Here is an 18,435-nt window from a genome sequence, read left to right on the forward strand (position 1 = left end):
GACAAGCATCGTTAACTTCACTCGCTTCGAGATCGTTCCACTGACTCTGGTTATCTACTGCATCTAGCCACTCTAAAATCGAGATTTGGTCACTTTTCCCTTGGTCAACCAATTGGATGATCTGTTTTATCGTTTTGGGAGGGAAGCTCGGTAAGTTGCCCTCTAGATCACCCATGTTGTAGAAATCATCAAATGACATTCTGTCGAGGCTATTTGCGCCAGGGACGACAGGCTGATTAAAAGTAAAACCTTTATTACTCAACTGATTTCACCTCAGAGAAATAACCTAGGAACTCATCATCTTTAAACTGGAATCTGAATTTCACTTTTCGGTCTGCCGGATCTGTCGCTTCTTGGTTGGCCTCTATTGGTCCACGACCTGAGATCATCGCTTTATCAAAAAACGGCAGCTTGTGCGCAAAATCCATGCTGTTTATGTATTTCGCTACACTATTTGCTCTTAAGACACTAAGCTCCATATTGCGATCAAATGAGCCTTCTGAACTTGAATGCCCCTCAATCACAATGCGACTTACTTCATCAGACGTTTGCTTAGATTGAAATATCACGTCGGAATAAATAGGGATAAACTGATCGAGAAACGCTTTGCCAGACGGTTTCAAGCGGTACTCGTTTCTATCAAATAGAATTGAATCTAAAATTGAGATATCACCAGTTTCAGAGTTAGCTTGAACTTCAATACCCGCCCCCTCCAAAGCGTCATTAATGCCTTTAATGATAACAACTCGGGTGGTTTGGCTATTTTCATGAACTTCCGAGATCTGTACTAACGCACTAATCAATAACAATGCAAAGATCATCAAGAGTACGGACATCAAGTCGCCTATCGATAACCAAACCCCAGACTCTTCAGCATCGGCTGTTCGCGGGCTTGTTCTCAACCCACGCATTACGCTTCCGCCTTAGCAACAGCTCGCTCGTCGGCTTCAAACTCTCGACGCTGTACTTGAGAGTTAATCAAATAACCTGCAGCTTGCGATAACTTGTTATGAATAGAGCTTGCTGCTGTATCAAAGTCACCAAAGAAGCTTTCGAAACTTTGGTTCGCTCTTGTGAAATATTCATCCATAGCCTTAGGCAGGTTTTCGGTAACGTCATTAAACGTAGCAGCCGCTTTTGAATACTCTAATTTAAGCTGTCCAATCTCTCGACCCATGGTACGTGCTGCATCTTGCAACTCAGCCATTTTCGACGCTTCATTTAAGCCGATCGCCTTAGCTACTTGCTCGATCGTTTTCGCTGACTTTTGTAGTTCAGTGTGTTGAGCCGTTAGTTCTTGCAGTAGGTTGTGACGAGTCTGATACTCACTTTCAAAGACTTTACGGAAATTATCAACCACACCATTTAAACCATCACGTTGCCTACCAAGACTATCTTCCAATAACGTATTTTGCTGGCTGAAGTAATTGGTTAAGTTCTGCTGATACTGTTCACGGAACGCTTCTAGCTCAGTTTGTACTGCTTGTGACATTGAGATCACTTTCTTATCGATATCACCAAGCCCTAAAATCAACTCATCTTTTGCAGATGACATCAGACCGCTCGCCTCTTCACCTACCGTTTCCAGTACTTTGGTTTGGTTATCAAAAATGTCTTGCGACTCTTTCAACAAAGAAGCAATTCGACTTTCAACATTATTGAATAGAGCTTGCTCTGCACTTTGTCGTTCTGAGAGCGCTTTATCCATTGAATCTTTGATGCCTTCGAAAGCGGAAGCAGCTGTTTCTGAGCTGTGTTCAAAAGCAACGCGCTGTTTATCCATCCCCTCTGTTGCACTATTAAGCATTTGCTGAACTTCGTTAGCAATTGCTCCCATAGCGCCTTGGGTGTCGTCTTTAAAACTACTTAAGATCTCTTTAAGCGACTCAGCAAAGCCTTGGAGTTTAACCATGGTTTCTTGTTGGAATTTATCGATTGTTTCTACTGTTTCAGCTGTACGTGTCATTACTTGTTCAACGTTGCGGTTGAGTAGCTCCGATACTTCGTTGTTTTTTTCTACTGCGCTCGCCGTTTTCTCTAGTTCTGCTATAACAGGTTCAATCAGCTGGATTTTCATCTCACCGATCATAAGCTCCATCAGCTCTTTCTGATTTTGCTCTTTTATCTCTTTAAGAAGTGAAAGTTCATTTTTAATACCTTCTAAAGCAGGTGACATTTGTTTTTCGATTGACTCTGTCACTGCTGCTGAAATCGTATTCGCCATGATTTCACCATTAAATGATTGCCCTAAAGCAGACAATTGAGTAACAACTGAGTCCATGCTCACACCCAGTTTTTCCATTACAAGCGCAGAGTTTAGTTGAGCATCAATCACTTCTTGTTGGTTTTCGTTGGAGATGTTTTTCAAATACATGATTGGGCTAGCTTCTAGATATTGACTAGCGATAGCAGCAATAAAATCACTCTGTTTTTTAGCAATCGTACTCGAAGAGGCCTTCATAACAGCCATAAACACAGCAGATAATGATAAGCCTACCAACGACGTGTAAAAGGCTGTTTTCATGCCTTCCAATAATAGCGCTGCTGATTTCAAAAGCGCTTGAGATTCACCAGCCATGGAGAACTCACTAAGACCCAGGGTGATACCTAAAAATGTGCCTGTGATACCTAAGCTCGTTAATAGAGCTGGTACCAGCTTGTAACGACTGGCATCAAAACTTGGTAACATTTGTGTGACTGGAGATTTAGATAGCCACTTGCCTTGTTTAGACTCGACTACAAGTAACTCATCTTTAGCGTCATACACCAAATGGTCTGTAACCCAAACTAATTCGTCTTTAGTCAGCTTAGCGATTGGTAGCTGACCATCACTGAACCTCCCGGTAAGTGATGCTAGAGCAGATAACCTGATTTTTTCATCAGAGTTAGTCTTCCATTCCCTATAAAGAAAGAAAATAAAGCACACTATAGTTGAACTAATGATCACCGCGGTCACAGGTTCGCTGAATAAATTCAAAATAAATTGAAGCATGTTAAGCCTATTGATTTAGTAAGTTTTGTAATTCTTGGGGAGTAAACAGCTCTTCGGCGATTCTTATCGGAAGGTGCTCAGCATCTGTACGTAACGTGTCATTAATTCGTATAGGGTTCTTGAGCCGGACGCTATACATGGCCTCACCATAGTCATCGTTATCAGTTGCCACTTTTAGGTAGACCTCTTCTGTAAACTCACGCAGCAAGGTAGCTTGCAAGGATGACTTTGTATCGCGAAACGATTTTGTAGCCACAAAATCGTTTCCAAACTCATCACGAGACAGTTTCCATGCATGGTTAATTGTGATTATTCTTTCGAGGACCTCATCAAAACGTATTCTCACGTCCTATCTCCTAATACATAACCTACCAACGTAAATTCCCCGCTTGAGATCGATAGTCTGCTAAAAATTCATTGGCCGTGACCACATGCCAGCCTTCATTGTTAGCATCTTCAATATCATTCGCTGATATAGCAATGCCAAATTTGTGTTTAGGCCAGGCTAGCTCAATTTTCACAGCTAGGTCTCCGAATGAATCTAAAATATAAAACCCAACCTCTGGCAATGTAGTTCCAAAGCCTTTACAAGCATGCAAAACACCATGTAAACCTGGGTCTGCGAAATCAAATAGACTTTGCCAATCACCTAGATCTTCTAGTAACCCTTGTTCGTTCCGTAGCTTGTTAATTAACTGCCTTTCTGAATGACTTACTGCCATATGCGAATGCATTGGCTGTTTACTGTGACAGTCAATACACAGCGCTTTTAAGTTCCTAGGTGAGTTGTCTGACTTAACACCATTCATATGGTGTACATGCAGTAAGCCTCTATTCGAACGGAGGTTGACGTTGCATTGTTCACATTGAAAGCCTTTCTCAACCCTATAATGAGAAGAGATTTTAGACCAATCTTCTGTATATCCTGTTTCTGCTGACTCAGCTTTCCTAGATGGCATATGTGGGAAGAACGAGCTGTAGGTTGCGAAGAACTCAGCCATATCGAATCCTTCAAAGATAGCATTTTTATTATTGCCCGAAGAGTACCCCTGATAATTAAGCTGCCCAAGACAAAATTTACAAATTTTAAGCTTCGCTTTTCCTTCTTCTTGATGACCGCCGTAGTACGATGAGCCCGAAATTGGGAATTCTCCAGAGGTATCATTTATTACAACGTATCGCTCAAAACGTCCCTCTGAACGCATCGATTTCAGTTTTGAACAGTCGGCGACGTGAAACTTGTTACCCATTTCAGGTTTACGAATTACATTCTGGACAGCTGAACCATGGTCCTTGATATACAAAAGAACCTGACGCCCCTTGTAACTCAATAAGCCCGAATCTACATCAACGTCTTTTAATTCAACGTCTTTACCTTCGGCAAGCTCTATATCAAGCTTTTCTATTTGCGTCTCATGTAACTCAAGCTTGAATTCGCCTTTTTGTTCCGGCTCCATCAAGTTGATCGCATTTTTCAAACTGCCAAAACTTATACTCAACTTCATGAAGCACCCAAAATCTTACGGATCTGTTCTTCAGCATTAGTGATGACACGGAATGACACGCGTCTAGAACGATCTTCGTCTTCAAGGCCTTCTTCATTCGTTGCTAGCTTAGAAGATGAATAACCTACTGCCGCCACGTTAGCTTTTACCCAGCTATAATGCTGTTCAGCAACGTTAGGCAATAACATTACATAACCTAAAACTGCGCGGGTTCGCGATTGAGACAAGCGCATATTATTGAAATAAGCTTCATAGTCCGTAGAATCATGATTCCACTTACTTGATGTATGCCCTTCAATTTTTATCTCTTGAATAATCGGTTTATAGCTGTCGAGCACTTTCAAATAACGTGGAAAGAAATCGTCTAAGATAGCCTGGAAGTTACCTGTAAGGTTCGCTTTACCATTAGCAAACAAAACGTCAGGAGATGTGAAGTTAACGCTCAATGTATCGCGGTCAATCTCAGCCCCCCACTTTTTTAAATCAACCTCGAACTCTTTAAAAAGAGCAACATAGATAGCTTCTTGTGTTTGCTGATAAGTCTCTGCGACCTCTTTGATCTTATCGCGCTCGACCATCGCGTCGCGCATAAGCGCAACAGAGATGAAGAGAAAGACCATCATTAAGCCAGCCATCAAATCTGAAACTGACATCCAATGTTCACCGCTATCATTAGAGCGTTTTGAAGAACCAAATAGCTTTTCCATAATTACGCTACTCGACTGCTAACTACGTTATTCATTTCACGCACAAGATCTTTGTAATCGCGAGTGAACTGTTGAGTAACGGTTGCGAGTGCTTCACCCATTTCGCTTATTGTACGGTTCAGTTCTTGTTGCATCTGTAGATCAAGTACTTCCACCTGTTTCTCTACCGCGCTGCCTGTCTTGCCCACTGATTCTGTAATTTGATCTTCTAAGCTATCAAACGTGCGTCTTACTGCTTGAGCTTGAACTTGGAACACATCTTCTAATGTGGTTTCCAATCGATCATGCAGCTTGGAGATAGCTGAAGTCGTTTCTACCTGAAGTTCTTTAGTACTTGAAATTAGCTCTTGATTAGCCTCTTTAAGTACGCGGCCAGTTTCTTTTGAATCATCTTTAATATCTGCGACTAAAACTCGTAGCTGACCATTCAATTCTGTAATCGAATCTTCAAGGTGTTGGCGGATTTGTTCTGTTGTATCTGTTAAGTGACTTGTAGCATTACTTAAACCACCAGTCGCCGTGCCTACTTGCTCCTGAATATCAGACGAAGCTTCTGCAAGTTTACCGCCGATATCTTGAGCGCTTTCTCTTAACTGAGTAGAGATATCCTGAGCACCCTCTTCCAAGTTAGTACGCATAACATCAACGCTCTGGTTCGCGGTAGAGCTAAAGTTGTCGATGATTGTCTGTGATTCATTAAGCATCGATTCATAATGAGTAGAAGCTGCTTTAACTGAATCACCAATAACATTCATTGTTGTATCCATTTGCTCGCGGATTTGTGGCATTGCTTCAACAGCTTTGTCACGTAGATCTTTGAATGCTTCCAAACGTTGTTCAAGCTCAGTCACTTGACCATGGCCAAGCTCCATTACCTGATGCAGTTTTTCCATTGTTACTGGGATTGCTTCCGCTCGCTCATTGATGTGCGCCACAGATTTCTCAGTAGATGAAATAGCATCAACCCCCAACTGGTATTTAGTCGCCATATCTTCGAGCTGATGACGGTAGTTCTCTTGCCAATCGACTAGTTTCTTGACTGATTCATCCAAACGCTTAAAGTTCTCACCAAATTGCTCCGTCAACTTCTCGTTGAAGTCGACAATGACTTCTTTTAACGCATTGATTACTTGCTCTGTTGCTGACTTAGACAGAAGCTCACCGAACTCATCCATTTTCTTCCATAGTGTGCTTTGGAATTCAGCATTGCGCTCTGTTTTCTGCTTGAACTGCTCATTTAAGGTTCTTTGACCATCATTAATGTCAGTTCTGAGGTTCTTAATTTGGGAGGTCAATGATGAGTCTTCATCACCTTTAATCGCTGATAGCAACTCGTTTGAAGCGTTCAACTGTTCAGTCGATGCCTGCAGCTGTTGAGACATAACAGAGAATATTTCTTCTGGACCCACTGATTTAGATTCTTCTAGTTCTTTTTGAGGGATCAAACCTAATGCAGCTTTGTAAAAAATCGAGCCCGCCATACCAGCTAAGCTTGTTAAAAACGCCGTTTTCAGGCCACCCAGCAGTGATTCGATACTACCGTCAATGTTTTGTGGATCGAAGTCCATCAGGCCAACAACGATGCCTGCAAACGTACCAAGAATACCTAGCGACGTTAAAATATTAGTCGTACTTGCCGTAAATCGAGGTGCCTTCCCCAATACAGCCAATAAAATCGAACTTACCAATAACAATAAAATTAGGTAGATAAAGCTATTTGAAATGGACTCTGCAGAAAATGAAGCAATAAATGAAGCTAATAGTTCGGTCATATAAGTAGTTCAGTAGTATGTAATAAGACGACGGCATTCTATATTAACAGAACGCCATTCACAAACCTCAAAATGAAAGTTTTATAAATCATTCATTTGAGTAATGATTTAAATCAAATTTATAAATACTGGGTTTGCAGTGGTTATTGATTTGCATGTGCTGCGTAATTTGCGTGCAAAATAGCCGATACCAACCATAATTCAACTGATCATTTGTCAAAAACTATTAATGAGATTGACATCTAAAAACATAAGGTCCTTGGTTCAAGTCCTTTTTATAAAACTAACTAGTTCCTCAAACATCGACTCTGGAACGCCAGGCATCGAAGCCTTAAAAAGCTCTTTCTCAGCAACTGCATAGCAAACTAAATATCGCTGTGTTTTTTATCTAACAAATTCAATTTATTAGTAAAGGTATCTTCATCAATGCCCTTAGCTAACCATTGGTTCATTAAGTCACTTTTAGTTTTTTCTAAGTCTCTTTGTAGCTCTCATTGCTCTTGATCTAAATCTCTTCTAAATGTCATGTAACCTTCCCTGATAGAGTCGAGGTTCTCTAAAATAGAACGACAACTCATAATGTTACAAAATATAGAATCGAGATCTTTACCATTTAACGCCAAACTTTTTGAAACATGCTCACTCAAATTCACCGGAAGATCTCCAATGTCGATAGCTTTCTCAATCGGATAACATGAAGGCCTCTCAACTGATGTCGTTTTGTTGAGGGTCATAGTATTTGATAGGTCTAGAGCAGAGAGGTTTATAAGCTTGTGAAAATTAACTTTCTCGACGATTATAATGTGTTATTTAGTTGGTTTAACGTGTTGATGACAGGTTAAATGACTAGTGCAAGCTCTCAAGCCATAACGATTGGCACTATCTGAAATATTGCCTAGTCACGTTATGGTCACAGAGTGGGCACAAACTTAGATATGAAGACAGAGGTCATTCTAGGTACAAGAATAAATATGTATAGAGCAGTTAGCATATCAAGTAACAAGCCCAACAGTTCGAACGCACAGTCTTACCAATTCAGAAACAACAAAGCCCCGCATAATGCGAGGCTTTGTCTTTATATTTGGTGGATCCGGGCGAACTCGAATCGCCGACCCCCGCCATGTCAAGGCGGTACTCTAACCAACTGAGCTACGGATCCAAAATGTTGTTCGTTGCATTGTTATGCAGTAAGGGATGGTGGGTCCGGGCGAACTCGAATCGCCGACCCCTACCATGTCAAGGTAGTACTCTAACCAACTGAGCTACGGACCCATTCCTTAAGAACGAGAGAGATATTAGCGACACAGCCGAAATGGTGCAAGTAGAAATTTACTTTAAATCAACCGTTTGCTCTATATATCGACAAAGCGTCTTTTTTTTAGACTCTACGAGCTCGTTTTATTGAGTTGGGTCACTAAAATTTCTACTCTTCATCACTTTCGAAAACGACATTGTAGTTTTCAGTGTAGGTGCAATTGGGTTGGCGGCTACATGTAAAGAAGCGACGACCTTTGTGCTCGCCTTGACTTGCAAGCTTGATGATCATCGGTGAACCACACTTTTTACAAAAGCGAACTTCTTTAGAAGGCTCAATCAAATCAATGTGCGCAGCCAGTAACCTCTTCAAACGGCTTACTTGATAACTGTGCTTAATTGACGCACCGATCAAAGGTAAATTCGCCGATTTACACACGTGAATCAGCAACTTTTCACGGTCTACTTTGCCCTTATTCAGTTCCTTACCGTTATCAAGTTCAATAATGACTCGCGGTTCTAACGTTCTTGGGTCGCAGACAACAAAATCGAAATAGCTACGAGATATCTTATTGTTGGCAATAAACCAATTCTTTTTAGAGTTTGACTTAGCTGGGGTTAACACACTAGTCATGCTAACTTTGGCGAAGACAGCGCCGTGATTACCAACTGCAGATTTCAAAGCGTTATAAAAAGCGGCTTGCTGCATGTTCAGTAGCGCACCTCTCTTTTGGTAAGCATGATCCTTTGTATCATCATGTTTAACCACATATTTTTGTATGAAGTAAAAGAACACAACCAGAAGAATTACAACAATAAAAATATTCGTCATTTTGCCATTGCTTAACTATGAACTAGAACCGTTAGCGTATGTATAAAAACCGTCGTAGGCAAGTAAAAGCCTCAAAGATATCACTATATAGCTAGCCACATACGTCGGTTCAGCAACAATTGTCGTTCAGATTTTGGGAAATTTAGACGATTCAGAGCATTTTCTTGATTTAACTCAGACAATGGCGCGTCAAGTTGGCGTTATATTGAATTTCCTGTTCCTACAGACCACTATTTCGCAAGAAAAAGTGATCATCATAGTGAGAGTTAAAAATGACTAAAGTTAATGAGCAACGTCTGGTTGAGCACTTTTGCGATCTAGTAAAAATTGACAGTGAATCACGTAACGAAAAAGCGATAGCAGAGGCATTAGCAGAGCAATTAGGTGAGCTTGGTTTCACCGTTCACAAACTGCCTGTACCAGAAGAAGTCTCAAACGGCTTCAATATCTACGCACGCCTAGAGGGTTCACTGGAAGGTAGCACTGTATTTAGCTGTCATATGGATACCGTAACGCCGGGAATTGGTATCGAGCCGTTTATCGAAGACGGCATCATTCGTTCCAAAGGCAATACCATCTTAGGTGGTGACGACAAATCAGGCATCGCTGCGATCATGGAAGCAGTACGTTGTATTAAGGCCGAAGGTCTCGAGCACCAAACTATTGAGATTGCGTTTACCGTTTATGAAGAAGGTGGCCTGTTTGGTTCGTTGAACTTTGATATGTCTTTCATCCAATCAGACAACGCTATTGTACTGGATACTGGCGGCCCTATCGGTACTATCGTTAATGCTGCACCAGGCCAGCAAAAAATTGTGGCTAAAATCAAAGGCCGTCCTGCCCACGCAGGTCTAGCACCAGAAGAAGGCATTAGTGCTATTCAAGTTGCGGCTGACGCTATCACTAAGATGAACTTGCTGCGTATCGATGAAGAGACCACAGCTAACGTAGGTATTGTTGAGGGCGGACAAGCGACGAACATCGTAATGCCTGAACTAAAAGTTGTTGCCGAAGCGCGCTCATTGAATGGTGATAAATTGACTAACCAAGTCAACCACATGATCTCGACTTTTGAAGAGAGTGCTAGGCAGTTTGGTGCTGAAGTGGAAATCGAATCAACTCGCGCATACGACGCCTTTGTTATTGCCGATGATCACCCTCACATCCTGTCAATTAAATCAGCATTCGAAAAGTTAGGCGTTACTGCTGCAACCAAAGGTACTGGTGGTGGTAGTGATGCAAACAACTTTAACGCGAAAGGTTTAACCACCGTTAATCTGTCAACAGGTATGGCGAAAGTACATACAACTGAAGAGTACATCGCAGTTAAAGATATGGTTGCAATCACTGAGTTTGTTATTACCTACGTAACACAGTAGCTCAGAATTATTTAAAGGACCGAAAAGTCGGAAAAGCCAAGCGCGACAGCTTGGCTTTGTTGTTTCAATGGAGCTTCGCGAATCTACGGCAATAGCTTAGAACCCTCGCCTTTTCCAAAATTGACCTTCATCTTTCGCAACTAAATCAAAGGTCTTATCAGCTATCACTCTCCCCTCAAGCTCGACGGTCATTCTCCATTTGCCAATTTTATTGTCGATAGGCGCCCAAATCGTATCACCGAGATAAAAGTCCCAGTCATTGCTTCCGACATACTCTTCACCATCGAATGGCTCAAGCACTTCTCCTTTGTCGGTGGTGATATTGGGGTGATAGATGCAGTATCGGATCTTTTCACCTTTGGCCTTTTTGATGTTGATGATATACCCAAACTCTACATCGATTTCTGCTTCGACTCGATGAGTGAACTCCTGAATCTTAGGTAGATCTTTAGATTTTGAATCCCAAGTCGAGTAGATACCATAGGAAGTCATATCCACGACAACAGAACGTTTTGCCATTGTTCAATTAACCTTTAACTGTTTTCTTCATTTGTCTTCATACAAAAAGACACTTTGGGTCATCGAGTTCGTTCGATGGTAAAGATTTTATTACTCTTGCCAATCTTTCTTCATGCGTGCAACCACTGACTCAGGCACTTCGTGGATATTGCCATACTGTTCACGGCACACCTCAATCACCAGTTCAGCACCATGTTTGCGTGCCATGTTTCGATACGCTTTCATCTCCCATCGCTTAACGAACGTGTTCGAAACCACCACATCGAGCCCTTGCTTTAGGGCACCCTCCGCACATTTTTGGCACCACTCGTGTGCTTTGGGAAGTAAAGCCGGATCAAAGCAGTAATCACCATCACGACTTACAAAATACATATCGGCTTCTACATGGAAGGCATCAAGAGACTTGGCTTTTGTCGACTTGCCCGAACCAGGTAAGCCTCGAATTAAGATAAGTTTCAAACTTGTACTCAACGGCTATCAAAATAATAGAAAACAGGATGTTAACGTATCTGAGTTCAGAATCATAAACCTAGATCACCAAGAATCGGTTCGCGCAGAAAAGGCACCCTTGGTGTATTCACCTGCTCCAATATAGTTTCCGTCGCTACATAGGTGAAGTGAATACTTAGCCAGCTCAATAACGAAATATATACAAAGGTTCGTTTTGTATGTCGACAAGCGTCACAATATATTATAGATTTAGAAGTATAGACGTCTAAATATCTAGCTTAGGGAGAAAGCTGTGCCTATTCGCATTCCAGACCAATTGCCAGCGAGCGATGTACTTCGTCAAGAAAACATCTTTGTTATGCCGCTATCAAGAGCATCGACACAGGAAATTCGTCCACTTCGAGTTTTGATCCTCAACCTAATGCCAAAGAAGATTGAAACCGAAACTCAATTTTTACGCTTACTTTCGAATAGCCCACTGCAAGTGGATGTAGAGCTCTTGCGCATTGACGACAGGCCAAGTAAAAACACACCGACTGAACACCTTGACAACTTCTATCGTCAATTTGAGATGGTAAAAAATCGTAACTTTGATGGACTGATCATCACAGGCGCACCGCTAGGTTTGGTTCAGTTTGAAGATGTGATCTACTGGGACCACCTAAAAACCATCATGGAGTGGGCTAATAAACACGTGACCTCTACCCTTTATGTTTGTTGGGCGGCGCAGGCAGGTTTAAAACTGCTTTATGATCTACCAAAACGAACTCGCAAAGAGAAGCTATCTGGGGTTTATCACCATGAAATTCATAACCCCTATCACCCGATACTACGAGGCTTTGACGACACCTTCTTAGCACCACATTCTCGTTATGCAGACTTCTCACCAGAATACTTATCAGACCATACGGATCTCGATATTCTGGCGACATCTGACATCGCAGGTGTCTACTTAGCGGCCACCAAAGACAAACGAAATGTGTTCGTTACTGGGCATCCAGAATACGACGCTCATACACTTCACAATGAATACGTTAGAGACCTAGGCGAAGGGATGGAGCCGGTTATTCCGATCAACTACTATCCTAACAACAACCCGGATAACAAGCCTATCGCGAGCTGGCGCAGTCACGGACACCTTCTATTTTCAAACTGGCTAAACTATTGCGTTTATCAACAAACGCCATACGATCTGGATCATTTCAGCGAAGAAAACTTCACCAAAGACGACTGATTTATCTTGGCTGTGTTTTCATACTGGCACATTGATTCGAGCCGTTTGTCACCACTCTATTTTGAGTCAGTAACAAACGGCCTTTTTATGGTGAGTGGATCGCATTACCTCGCCTTTTTACCAATCAGCGGCTCGAGTTCTCCTATGATGTTTTAGTATTTAAAAGGAGCCTTTCAATGCCTTCACTCAAGCTAGCTAACCTATCCTCTTTCCTAGTTTTATTTGCGCTTACCGGCTGTGTATCAGTGACCGAAGGTGAGTCATTAAAAGTTGAAGCCAATCCAATCGCAATGTCCGAGTCTAGAATCGCTCTTGGCCTAGGTTACATGGAACAAGAGAATATGGTTAGAGCACGAGAGAATCTCGAACTGGCAATTCAACATGCTCCGAGCTATTACCGCGCTCGTCTCTCGATGGCGCATTACTATGAAAAAGTAGGTGAAGTCGATCAAGCAATAAAAGAATATAAGAGAGCACTGCGACTGGATTCGAACAACGGTAACGTTCTTAACAACTACGGTACTTTTCTGTGTAAACAAGGCAACTACGACCAAGCCGACCGCTACTTCAATAAAGCAATTGACCAGCCTTTCTATTATCTGGTTTCGGCAAGCTATGAGAACGCTGGGTTTTGTGCACTAAAGTCAGGTGATAGTGAACAGGCTAAATACTACTTCACTCGCGCTCTTGACCATGAGCCCAACCGCATCAAGTCGACGCTCCAACTAGCAAAAATTGAGGTGTCACAACGAGAGTTTCGAGATGCAAGATTACGCTTGTTCAAATTCCACCAGCGTTATGGATATCAAATCCCCTCTTTGCAGATCTTAGTGGAGTTGGAATCAAAAGCAGGTAACCACGCGTTGCGTGATAAATACCAATCGATGCTTGATGAGATGAAAGTTTCCTAAAAAGCGATATCTATTAAAAAGCCGATGATTGAGTCTCATCAACCATCGGCTTTAATCCTTCAATCAGCTACAGCTAAAACATAACCTACTATTCAATGAGTTCAGCGAGTTACTTCAGTGAAATCCAAGTCTGACGCTGCGGCTTATCCATAAAGCTCCAGGCGACAAAACGACTGATTTTTTGTCCTTGCGCCATTTCAACAACTTTAACCTCTTTCGCATTAAGCTTAGCCAGTTGAGCCTTTAATACGGAGACGTTTTCTTTCTTAGAAATCAAAGTGGTGAACCATAGAACTTGCGTAGCAAACTCCAAGCTCTCCTTGGCTAAACCAGTGATGAATTTAGCTTCACCGCCAGGACACCATAGCTCCGCTTTTTGACCGCCAAAGTTAAGATCCGGTTTACTTTGCTTATTCGCCATTGCACTCGGACGCGAAACCTTTTTATCGAATTTGCCCTGCTTTTTTGCACGATTCGCTGCAAGGTTATCTAATTTTCGCTGAGTCCCTTTCTGTGCTTCTTCTAGAGAACTGTGGAATGGTGGGTTACACGTTGTGACATCGTAACGTTCATTATCCTTAATGATCCCTTTAAAGAAGGCAGCCGAATCGTGTTGTAATCGACAATGAATCTTATCTTTCAAGTTGCGGTTACTTTCAGCAATGAAGTTTGCCGCTTTCACTGAGACAGGGTCCACGTCACTTGCGTTGTAACGCCACCCGTACTCAGTCGTTCCAATGATTGGGTAGATACAGTTTGCTCCTACACCAATATCAAGGGCTTTAACCTTGTCATGTGAATACGGCTTACCCTGACTCTCACAATTAAGTAGGTCGGCAACTCGATGAATGTAATCGGCTCGCCCCGGGATCGGTGGGCACAAGTAGCCCGCAGGAATATCCCAGTGTTGAACACCATAGTGGTGTGCTAGCAAGGCTTTGTTTAATAACTTTACAGAGAGTGGATCAGAAAAGTTAATCGTTGAATCACCAACAGGATTTTTCACCAAGTGGTCTTGTAGTTCAGGCAGAGCTTTCACCAAAGCACTAAAGTCATACCGCCCTCGGTGTTGATTTCGTGGATGCAAGCCACTTTTGACCTGTGGTTTCTTTACCGTAGTTTGACCAGATCTCTTTATAGCTTTGCTTTGCTTGCTAGACGTAGAGCCTTTCTTTGACGAAACAGGCTTTTGCCCCTTAGACATCTTAGCTGATGTATTTTTTCTATCATTTCGACTTTTCGAGGCAAAATTGCGTTTAGATTTTTGATTCATCATTTATTTCTTTAGGTCTAAATAGATCATAAACAGACGAGCATCCAATTCTAACTGGTGATACTCAGGCTCCATATGACAACATAGCTGATAAAAGGCTTTATCATGCTCTTTCTCTTTGATATGAGCGAGTTCATGAATCACGAGCATTCTTAAAAGTGGCTCTGGTGCATTCTTAAACACGCTGGCGATACGAATTTCGTTCTTAGATTTGATTTTACCGCCATGGTTCTTAGCCACATATGAATGCAGACCCAATGCGTTGTTGATGAGGTGGATTTTACTGTCGTACACCACTTTACTGATTGGTGGCGTTTTCTTCATGTAACGGTTTTTGATCGCTATCGCATAATCAAACAGCGCTTTCTCGCTCTTGATGGTATGGTTTTCCGGATAGCGCGACTCGAACCATTTCACCAGTCGACCGGACTCAACCATTTGAGTCACAGGATCAATAATGTGTTGCGGGTAACCTTGAATGTAACGTAGTGATGGATGCATTAAGCTACACCTTAAATGAGCTCTTAAGAGAGGGCACAAACCAAAGCGGTATAGTGTAACTGATCACACTTTTCTAATCACCTTAGATTCGATACACTTTGCTTAGAACCATTAAGAGAGAACCGAAATGAAACGTGTTGTATTGTACGTAGCGGATAAATGTCCTCATTGCAAAGATGCTCAACGCTACCTAGATTCAAAGAACATCACCTACCGCCTGACCAACGCAAAAATGCAACGTGGCCGCAAAGAGTTACAAGCAATGGGTGCTCGCTCAATACCAGTACTTAAAATTGGTGATCAAATTATGGTGGGATGGAATCAGAAAAACTTCGACAAGATGTATAACGCCAACTACAACTAATACTCAGTCGGTCTAAATTACGCTATAAATTAAGCCCGTATAATGCGGGTTTATTTATACCCGTAACAAAAATAAATATAAAAATGGCAGGATGAAATCAACCTTTAATTTTAAATACAGCATTACATTTAACGCATTTGTATTTCGCTTTGATACCCAGAATTTTATCAAATAAATTTCTGTGTACTCTTACAACTTGCTGTTCTTTACATTTACATTTCATAATATCTGAATGGGAAACCGTCAATAATCCGAATTATACGTAACCATTACTTAAAGTAAAATTAATTTACATCTAATCGTAAAAAATCAAGAGTTACTCGATAAAATCGCGGGTATTGACCACACTAATAATGTGACATTTAGCCAATAATACTCAGAAAGACAGAGTTTTATGATCATTGCTCTCAAGACACTCACTTTTGTAAAGTGGCGATAGCGACTATTTATTGACGTTCACTATCTCCTAAACATACTGCTTAACGAATTCAATGAATGTTCTATCTGCTTTCGATAAATATCCTTCTTTTCGCCAGGCTAACGATAAATTGAGCTTGACTGGTTCACTAAATGGAATACCCACAACATCCGATTCATATTCAGTCACCAAACTTAATAAAGCAGTTATTGCAAATTCCTGTTTTACAATTGACAGAATCATAGGTAATAGATTCGTTTCAAAGGCAATACTCATATCAAGATTATGCTTAACACACATTTGGTCTATAAAATCGCGATGAAAGTATCCCGATTTAAACATGATCAAGTCTTGCTCAAAGAACTGCTCAAAGGTCAGGCTTTTTTGTGTCGCGAATGGGTGATCTTTACCGACAACAGCCAACATTTCTGAAGCTAGCAAGTGGTCTGTTTCTAAATCTTCGGGCACCTTTTCATGATTTATCACACCGATATCGAGCTCGCCATTAAGGAGCATTTCTCTAATTGATGCAGTACCAGCATCTATCAGAGTGATCTTGAGGTTTGGGTACCGGCTTTTAAACGCCATAACGACTCTTGGAAAAAAGTAGCTTCCCATCATGCTTGGAGCACCTAACCGCACCTCCCCTTTTTCCAACCCCTTGAGCTCATTCATCGCTAGTTGCGCATCTTCAAACTGCTGCCCGATGCGTTTGGCGTGCTCATAAAGCACCTTGCCTTCCTCCGTTAAACTCACCTTCTTATCCCCGCGTCGGAATAGCGTGAGTTCAAGGGCTTGTTCAAGCTTTTTTATCGAAATACTTAGGGCAGGTTGTGCAATGTGAAGCGATTTAGCGGCTTGCGTAAAGTTGCCAGAATCGGCAACCGCTAAGAAGTGACGGAGTGATTTAGACTCAAGCATGGTGATATAAAAAATATATTGAGGTTATATGTTTAATATATTTCTTTTATCCTTGATGAGTTGTTACTTTGTTCACAAGTCAGTAAATAAATAACACAAGGCTCACTTCATGTTTGACGCAGGCACGCCACAATACAGAAACATCACCCGTTCATTGGCGATTGGCTCGTTTATTATTTTTTGTAACCTCTATGTGTTTCAACCCATTCTTCCGCATATGGCTGAAGTATTTTCAGTTAGCGAGACCCAAGTAAACTGGTTGTTTGCGGCTACCACATTGGGTTTATCACTCAGCCTCGTTCCGTGGGCAATCGCATCTGAGAGCTTTGGCCGGAAACCTATCATTCTCCTGAGTTTGTTTTTAATCCCGCTTGTTGGCACTTTCATGCTATTTACATCCACTCTGTGGCAACTGGTTGCGGCTCGAGCAATCATGGGAGTTGCGGTTGCTGCCTTTGCTGGCGTTGCCGTTGCGTATATGGTTGAAGAGCTAACACCAAAAGCGTTCGCCATCGCTATTGGCGGTTACATCGCAGCTAACTCTTTAGGAGGGATTTTTGGTCGTGTTTTAGGTGGACTCATTACTGATTACTTTGATTGGCATGCTGCCGTTATATTCTTTGTTGTAGGTTCCTTTATCGGTGCTGTTTACATCTCTTGGAAACTGCCTAACCAACATGGATTTAAACCACAGAAAGGGCTGTTCTTTCACCACAACCGCGCGGTGATCACCCACCTTAAAAACCCTACACTTTGGACAGCAATGCTAATTGGTGGTGCTAACTTTGCCCTATTCGTCAACTTATATTCTGTAATGGGCTTTAGGCTTGTTGCGGCTCCTCACTCACTTGCGGTCAGCTTAGCATCACTGATCTTCCTATGTTATTTAGCAGGCACCTTTAGCTCTAAATTTTCCAGCCGCTGGACACAAAAGTTTGACCCACTCAAGGGTATTGCCCTTGGTGTAAGTATCAGTTTACTTGGTATGCTTGTTTCAGCGGTCGAACAGATTCCTTTCATGATTGTAGGTTTACTGCTGATAAGTTTTGGTGCTTTCTTTGCCCATACGCTGGCTTACGCTTGGGTGAGTCAAAAGGCGACAAAGGCAAAAGCGACGGCAACCGCACTTTACCTCGTTCACTACTATATTGGTGGTAGTCTAGGCGGATTCTTGCTGCTGTATTGCTGGCAACATTTTGGTTGGAACGGTGTTATGGCGGGAGGTTCGTTGTTATACGGCTTGATCTTCATCTGGCTCTATCAACTGCACCATCATCGCGCAACCAAACCTGCGATGACTCAAGCTCAAGCCTGACAAGCACTCCATTGAGCATTTGAAACAGCGGATTATCTCGGTAACCGCAAATTAGGGTTTTGATTACGACCGATTTTGTTATGCTACG

Annotated in this window: 16 protein-coding genes, 2 tRNA genes and 1 pseudogene; 5 read left to right on the forward strand and 14 right to left on the reverse strand. The window is 41.9% G+C overall.

The window, feature by feature from the left end:
- Nucleotides 1–254 precede the first annotated feature (254 nt).
- The 9 genes from AC6I7V_RS07225 to AC6I7V_RS07265 all read right to left on the reverse strand — a co-directional run bounded on the left by AC6I7V_RS07225 (nucleotide 255) and on the right by AC6I7V_RS07265 (nucleotide 9,062).
- Nucleotides 255–911 carry an OmpA/MotB family protein gene (locus AC6I7V_RS07225; RefSeq protein ID WP_498010552.1) on the reverse strand — a complete coding sequence of 219 codons (657 nt, stop codon included), beginning with the start codon at nucleotides 909–911 and terminating at the stop codon, nucleotides 255–257.
- Nucleotides 911–2,992, reverse strand: coding sequence for a chemotaxis protein (locus tag AC6I7V_RS07230; protein WP_498010553.1), 2,082 nt, complete (start codon nucleotides 2,990–2,992; stop codon nucleotides 911–913). The genes AC6I7V_RS07225 and AC6I7V_RS07230 overlap by 1 nt, the downstream gene beginning before the upstream one ends.
- A 7-nt stretch (nucleotides 2,993–2,999) precedes the next feature.
- The gene (locus AC6I7V_RS07235) at nucleotides 3,000–3,338 is read right to left on the reverse strand and encodes a hypothetical protein (RefSeq protein WP_498010554.1); all 339 of its coding nucleotides are present in this window, start codon (nucleotides 3,336–3,338) and stop codon (nucleotides 3,000–3,002) included.
- A 22-nt stretch (nucleotides 3,339–3,360) separates the two neighbouring features.
- Nucleotides 3,361–4,497, reverse strand: coding sequence for an HNH endonuclease (locus tag AC6I7V_RS07240; RefSeq protein WP_498010555.1), 1,137 nt, complete (start codon nucleotides 4,495–4,497; stop codon nucleotides 3,361–3,363).
- Entirely contained in the window at nucleotides 4,494–5,204 is a 711-nt protein-coding gene (locus AC6I7V_RS07245) for an OmpA family protein (RefSeq protein ID WP_498010556.1), read from the reverse strand. Before AC6I7V_RS07245 ends, AC6I7V_RS07240 begins: the two co-directional genes overlap by 4 nt.
- A gap of 2 nt (nucleotides 5,205–5,206) precedes the next feature.
- Nucleotides 5,207–6,976: a hypothetical protein gene (locus AC6I7V_RS07250; RefSeq protein WP_255230646.1), complete on the reverse strand. Its 1,770-nt coding sequence runs from the start codon at nucleotides 6,974–6,976 to the stop codon at nucleotides 5,207–5,209.
- Nucleotides 6,977–8,058: 1,082 nt separating this feature from the next.
- Nucleotides 8,059–8,135: transfer RNA gene (locus tag AC6I7V_RS07255), tRNA-Val, on the reverse strand.
- A gap of 36 nt (nucleotides 8,136–8,171) precedes the next feature.
- A tRNA-Val gene (locus AC6I7V_RS07260) sits at nucleotides 8,172–8,248 on the reverse strand.
- A 151-nt stretch (nucleotides 8,249–8,399) separates the two neighbouring features.
- Nucleotides 8,400–9,062 (reverse strand): DUF2726 domain-containing protein, encoded by a 663-nt coding sequence (locus AC6I7V_RS07265; protein ID WP_255230645.1) that lies wholly within the window; start codon nucleotides 9,060–9,062, stop codon nucleotides 8,400–8,402.
- Nucleotides 9,063–9,334: 272 nt separating this feature from the next.
- Here AC6I7V_RS07265 and AC6I7V_RS07270 point away from each other — a divergent pair, with 272 nt between their 5' ends.
- Complete coding sequence (locus AC6I7V_RS07270; RefSeq protein ID WP_498010557.1) at nucleotides 9,335–10,441, forward strand: M20/M25/M40 family metallo-hydrolase; 1,107 nt, start codon at nucleotides 9,335–9,337, stop codon at nucleotides 10,439–10,441.
- Nucleotides 10,442–10,537: 96 nt separating this feature from the next.
- On the opposite strand, the gene AC6I7V_RS07275 is transcribed toward AC6I7V_RS07270, so the two are convergent.
- Both AC6I7V_RS07275 and AC6I7V_RS07280 read right to left on the reverse strand, forming a co-directional pair.
- Complete coding sequence (locus AC6I7V_RS07275) at nucleotides 10,538–10,960, reverse strand: DUF3859 domain-containing protein (RefSeq protein WP_498010558.1); 423 nt, start codon at nucleotides 10,958–10,960, stop codon at nucleotides 10,538–10,540.
- A gap of 90 nt (nucleotides 10,961–11,050) precedes the next feature.
- Nucleotides 11,051–11,419: an ATP-binding protein gene (locus AC6I7V_RS07280; protein WP_498010559.1), complete on the reverse strand. Its 369-nt coding sequence runs from the start codon at nucleotides 11,417–11,419 to the stop codon at nucleotides 11,051–11,053.
- 283 nt (nucleotides 11,420–11,702) lie between these two features.
- On the opposite strand from AC6I7V_RS07280, the gene metA reads away from it, so the two are divergent.
- Together metA and pilW are read left to right on the forward strand one after the other, a co-directional pair.
- A complete protein-coding gene (gene metA, locus AC6I7V_RS07285; protein WP_255230641.1) occupies nucleotides 11,703–12,644 on the forward strand; it encodes a homoserine O-acetyltransferase MetA in 942 nt (313 codons plus the stop codon).
- 176 nt (nucleotides 12,645–12,820) lie between these two features.
- A complete protein-coding gene (gene pilW, locus AC6I7V_RS07290) occupies nucleotides 12,821–13,555 on the forward strand; it encodes a type IV pilus biogenesis/stability protein PilW (protein WP_498010560.1) in 735 nt (244 codons plus the stop codon).
- A gap of 109 nt (nucleotides 13,556–13,664) precedes the next feature.
- Here the strand turns inward: pilW and rlmF are convergent.
- A pseudogene (rlmF, locus tag AC6I7V_RS07295) lies at nucleotides 13,665–14,825 on the reverse strand (23S rRNA (adenine(1618)-N(6))-methyltransferase RlmF); the annotation flags it as partial.
- A gap of 6 nt (nucleotides 14,826–14,831) precedes the next feature.
- Complete coding sequence (locus tag AC6I7V_RS07300) at nucleotides 14,832–15,329, reverse strand: YgjP-like metallopeptidase domain-containing protein (RefSeq protein ID WP_255230639.1); 498 nt, start codon at nucleotides 15,327–15,329, stop codon at nucleotides 14,832–14,834.
- A 127-nt stretch (nucleotides 15,330–15,456) separates the two neighbouring features.
- Here AC6I7V_RS07300 and AC6I7V_RS07305 point away from each other — a divergent pair, with 127 nt between their 5' ends.
- On the forward strand, nucleotides 15,457–15,693 hold the full coding sequence (locus AC6I7V_RS07305) for a glutaredoxin family protein (RefSeq protein ID WP_032549688.1): 237 nt from the start codon (nucleotides 15,457–15,459) through the stop codon (nucleotides 15,691–15,693).
- 466 nt (nucleotides 15,694–16,159) lie between these two features.
- On the opposite strand, the gene AC6I7V_RS07310 is transcribed toward AC6I7V_RS07305, so the two are convergent.
- Nucleotides 16,160–17,032 (reverse strand): LysR family transcriptional regulator, encoded by an 873-nt coding sequence (locus tag AC6I7V_RS07310; protein WP_255230638.1) that lies wholly within the window; start codon nucleotides 17,030–17,032, stop codon nucleotides 16,160–16,162.
- A 109-nt stretch (nucleotides 17,033–17,141) separates the two neighbouring features.
- On the opposite strand from AC6I7V_RS07310, the gene AC6I7V_RS07315 reads away from it, so the two are divergent.
- The gene (locus tag AC6I7V_RS07315; RefSeq protein WP_498010561.1) at nucleotides 17,142–18,347 is read left to right on the forward strand and encodes an MFS transporter; all 1,206 of its coding nucleotides are present in this window, start codon (nucleotides 17,142–17,144) and stop codon (nucleotides 18,345–18,347) included.
- Nucleotides 18,348–18,435 lie beyond the last annotated feature (88 nt).

It is taken from the genome of Vibrio sp. KUL70, from assembly GCF_059725515.1.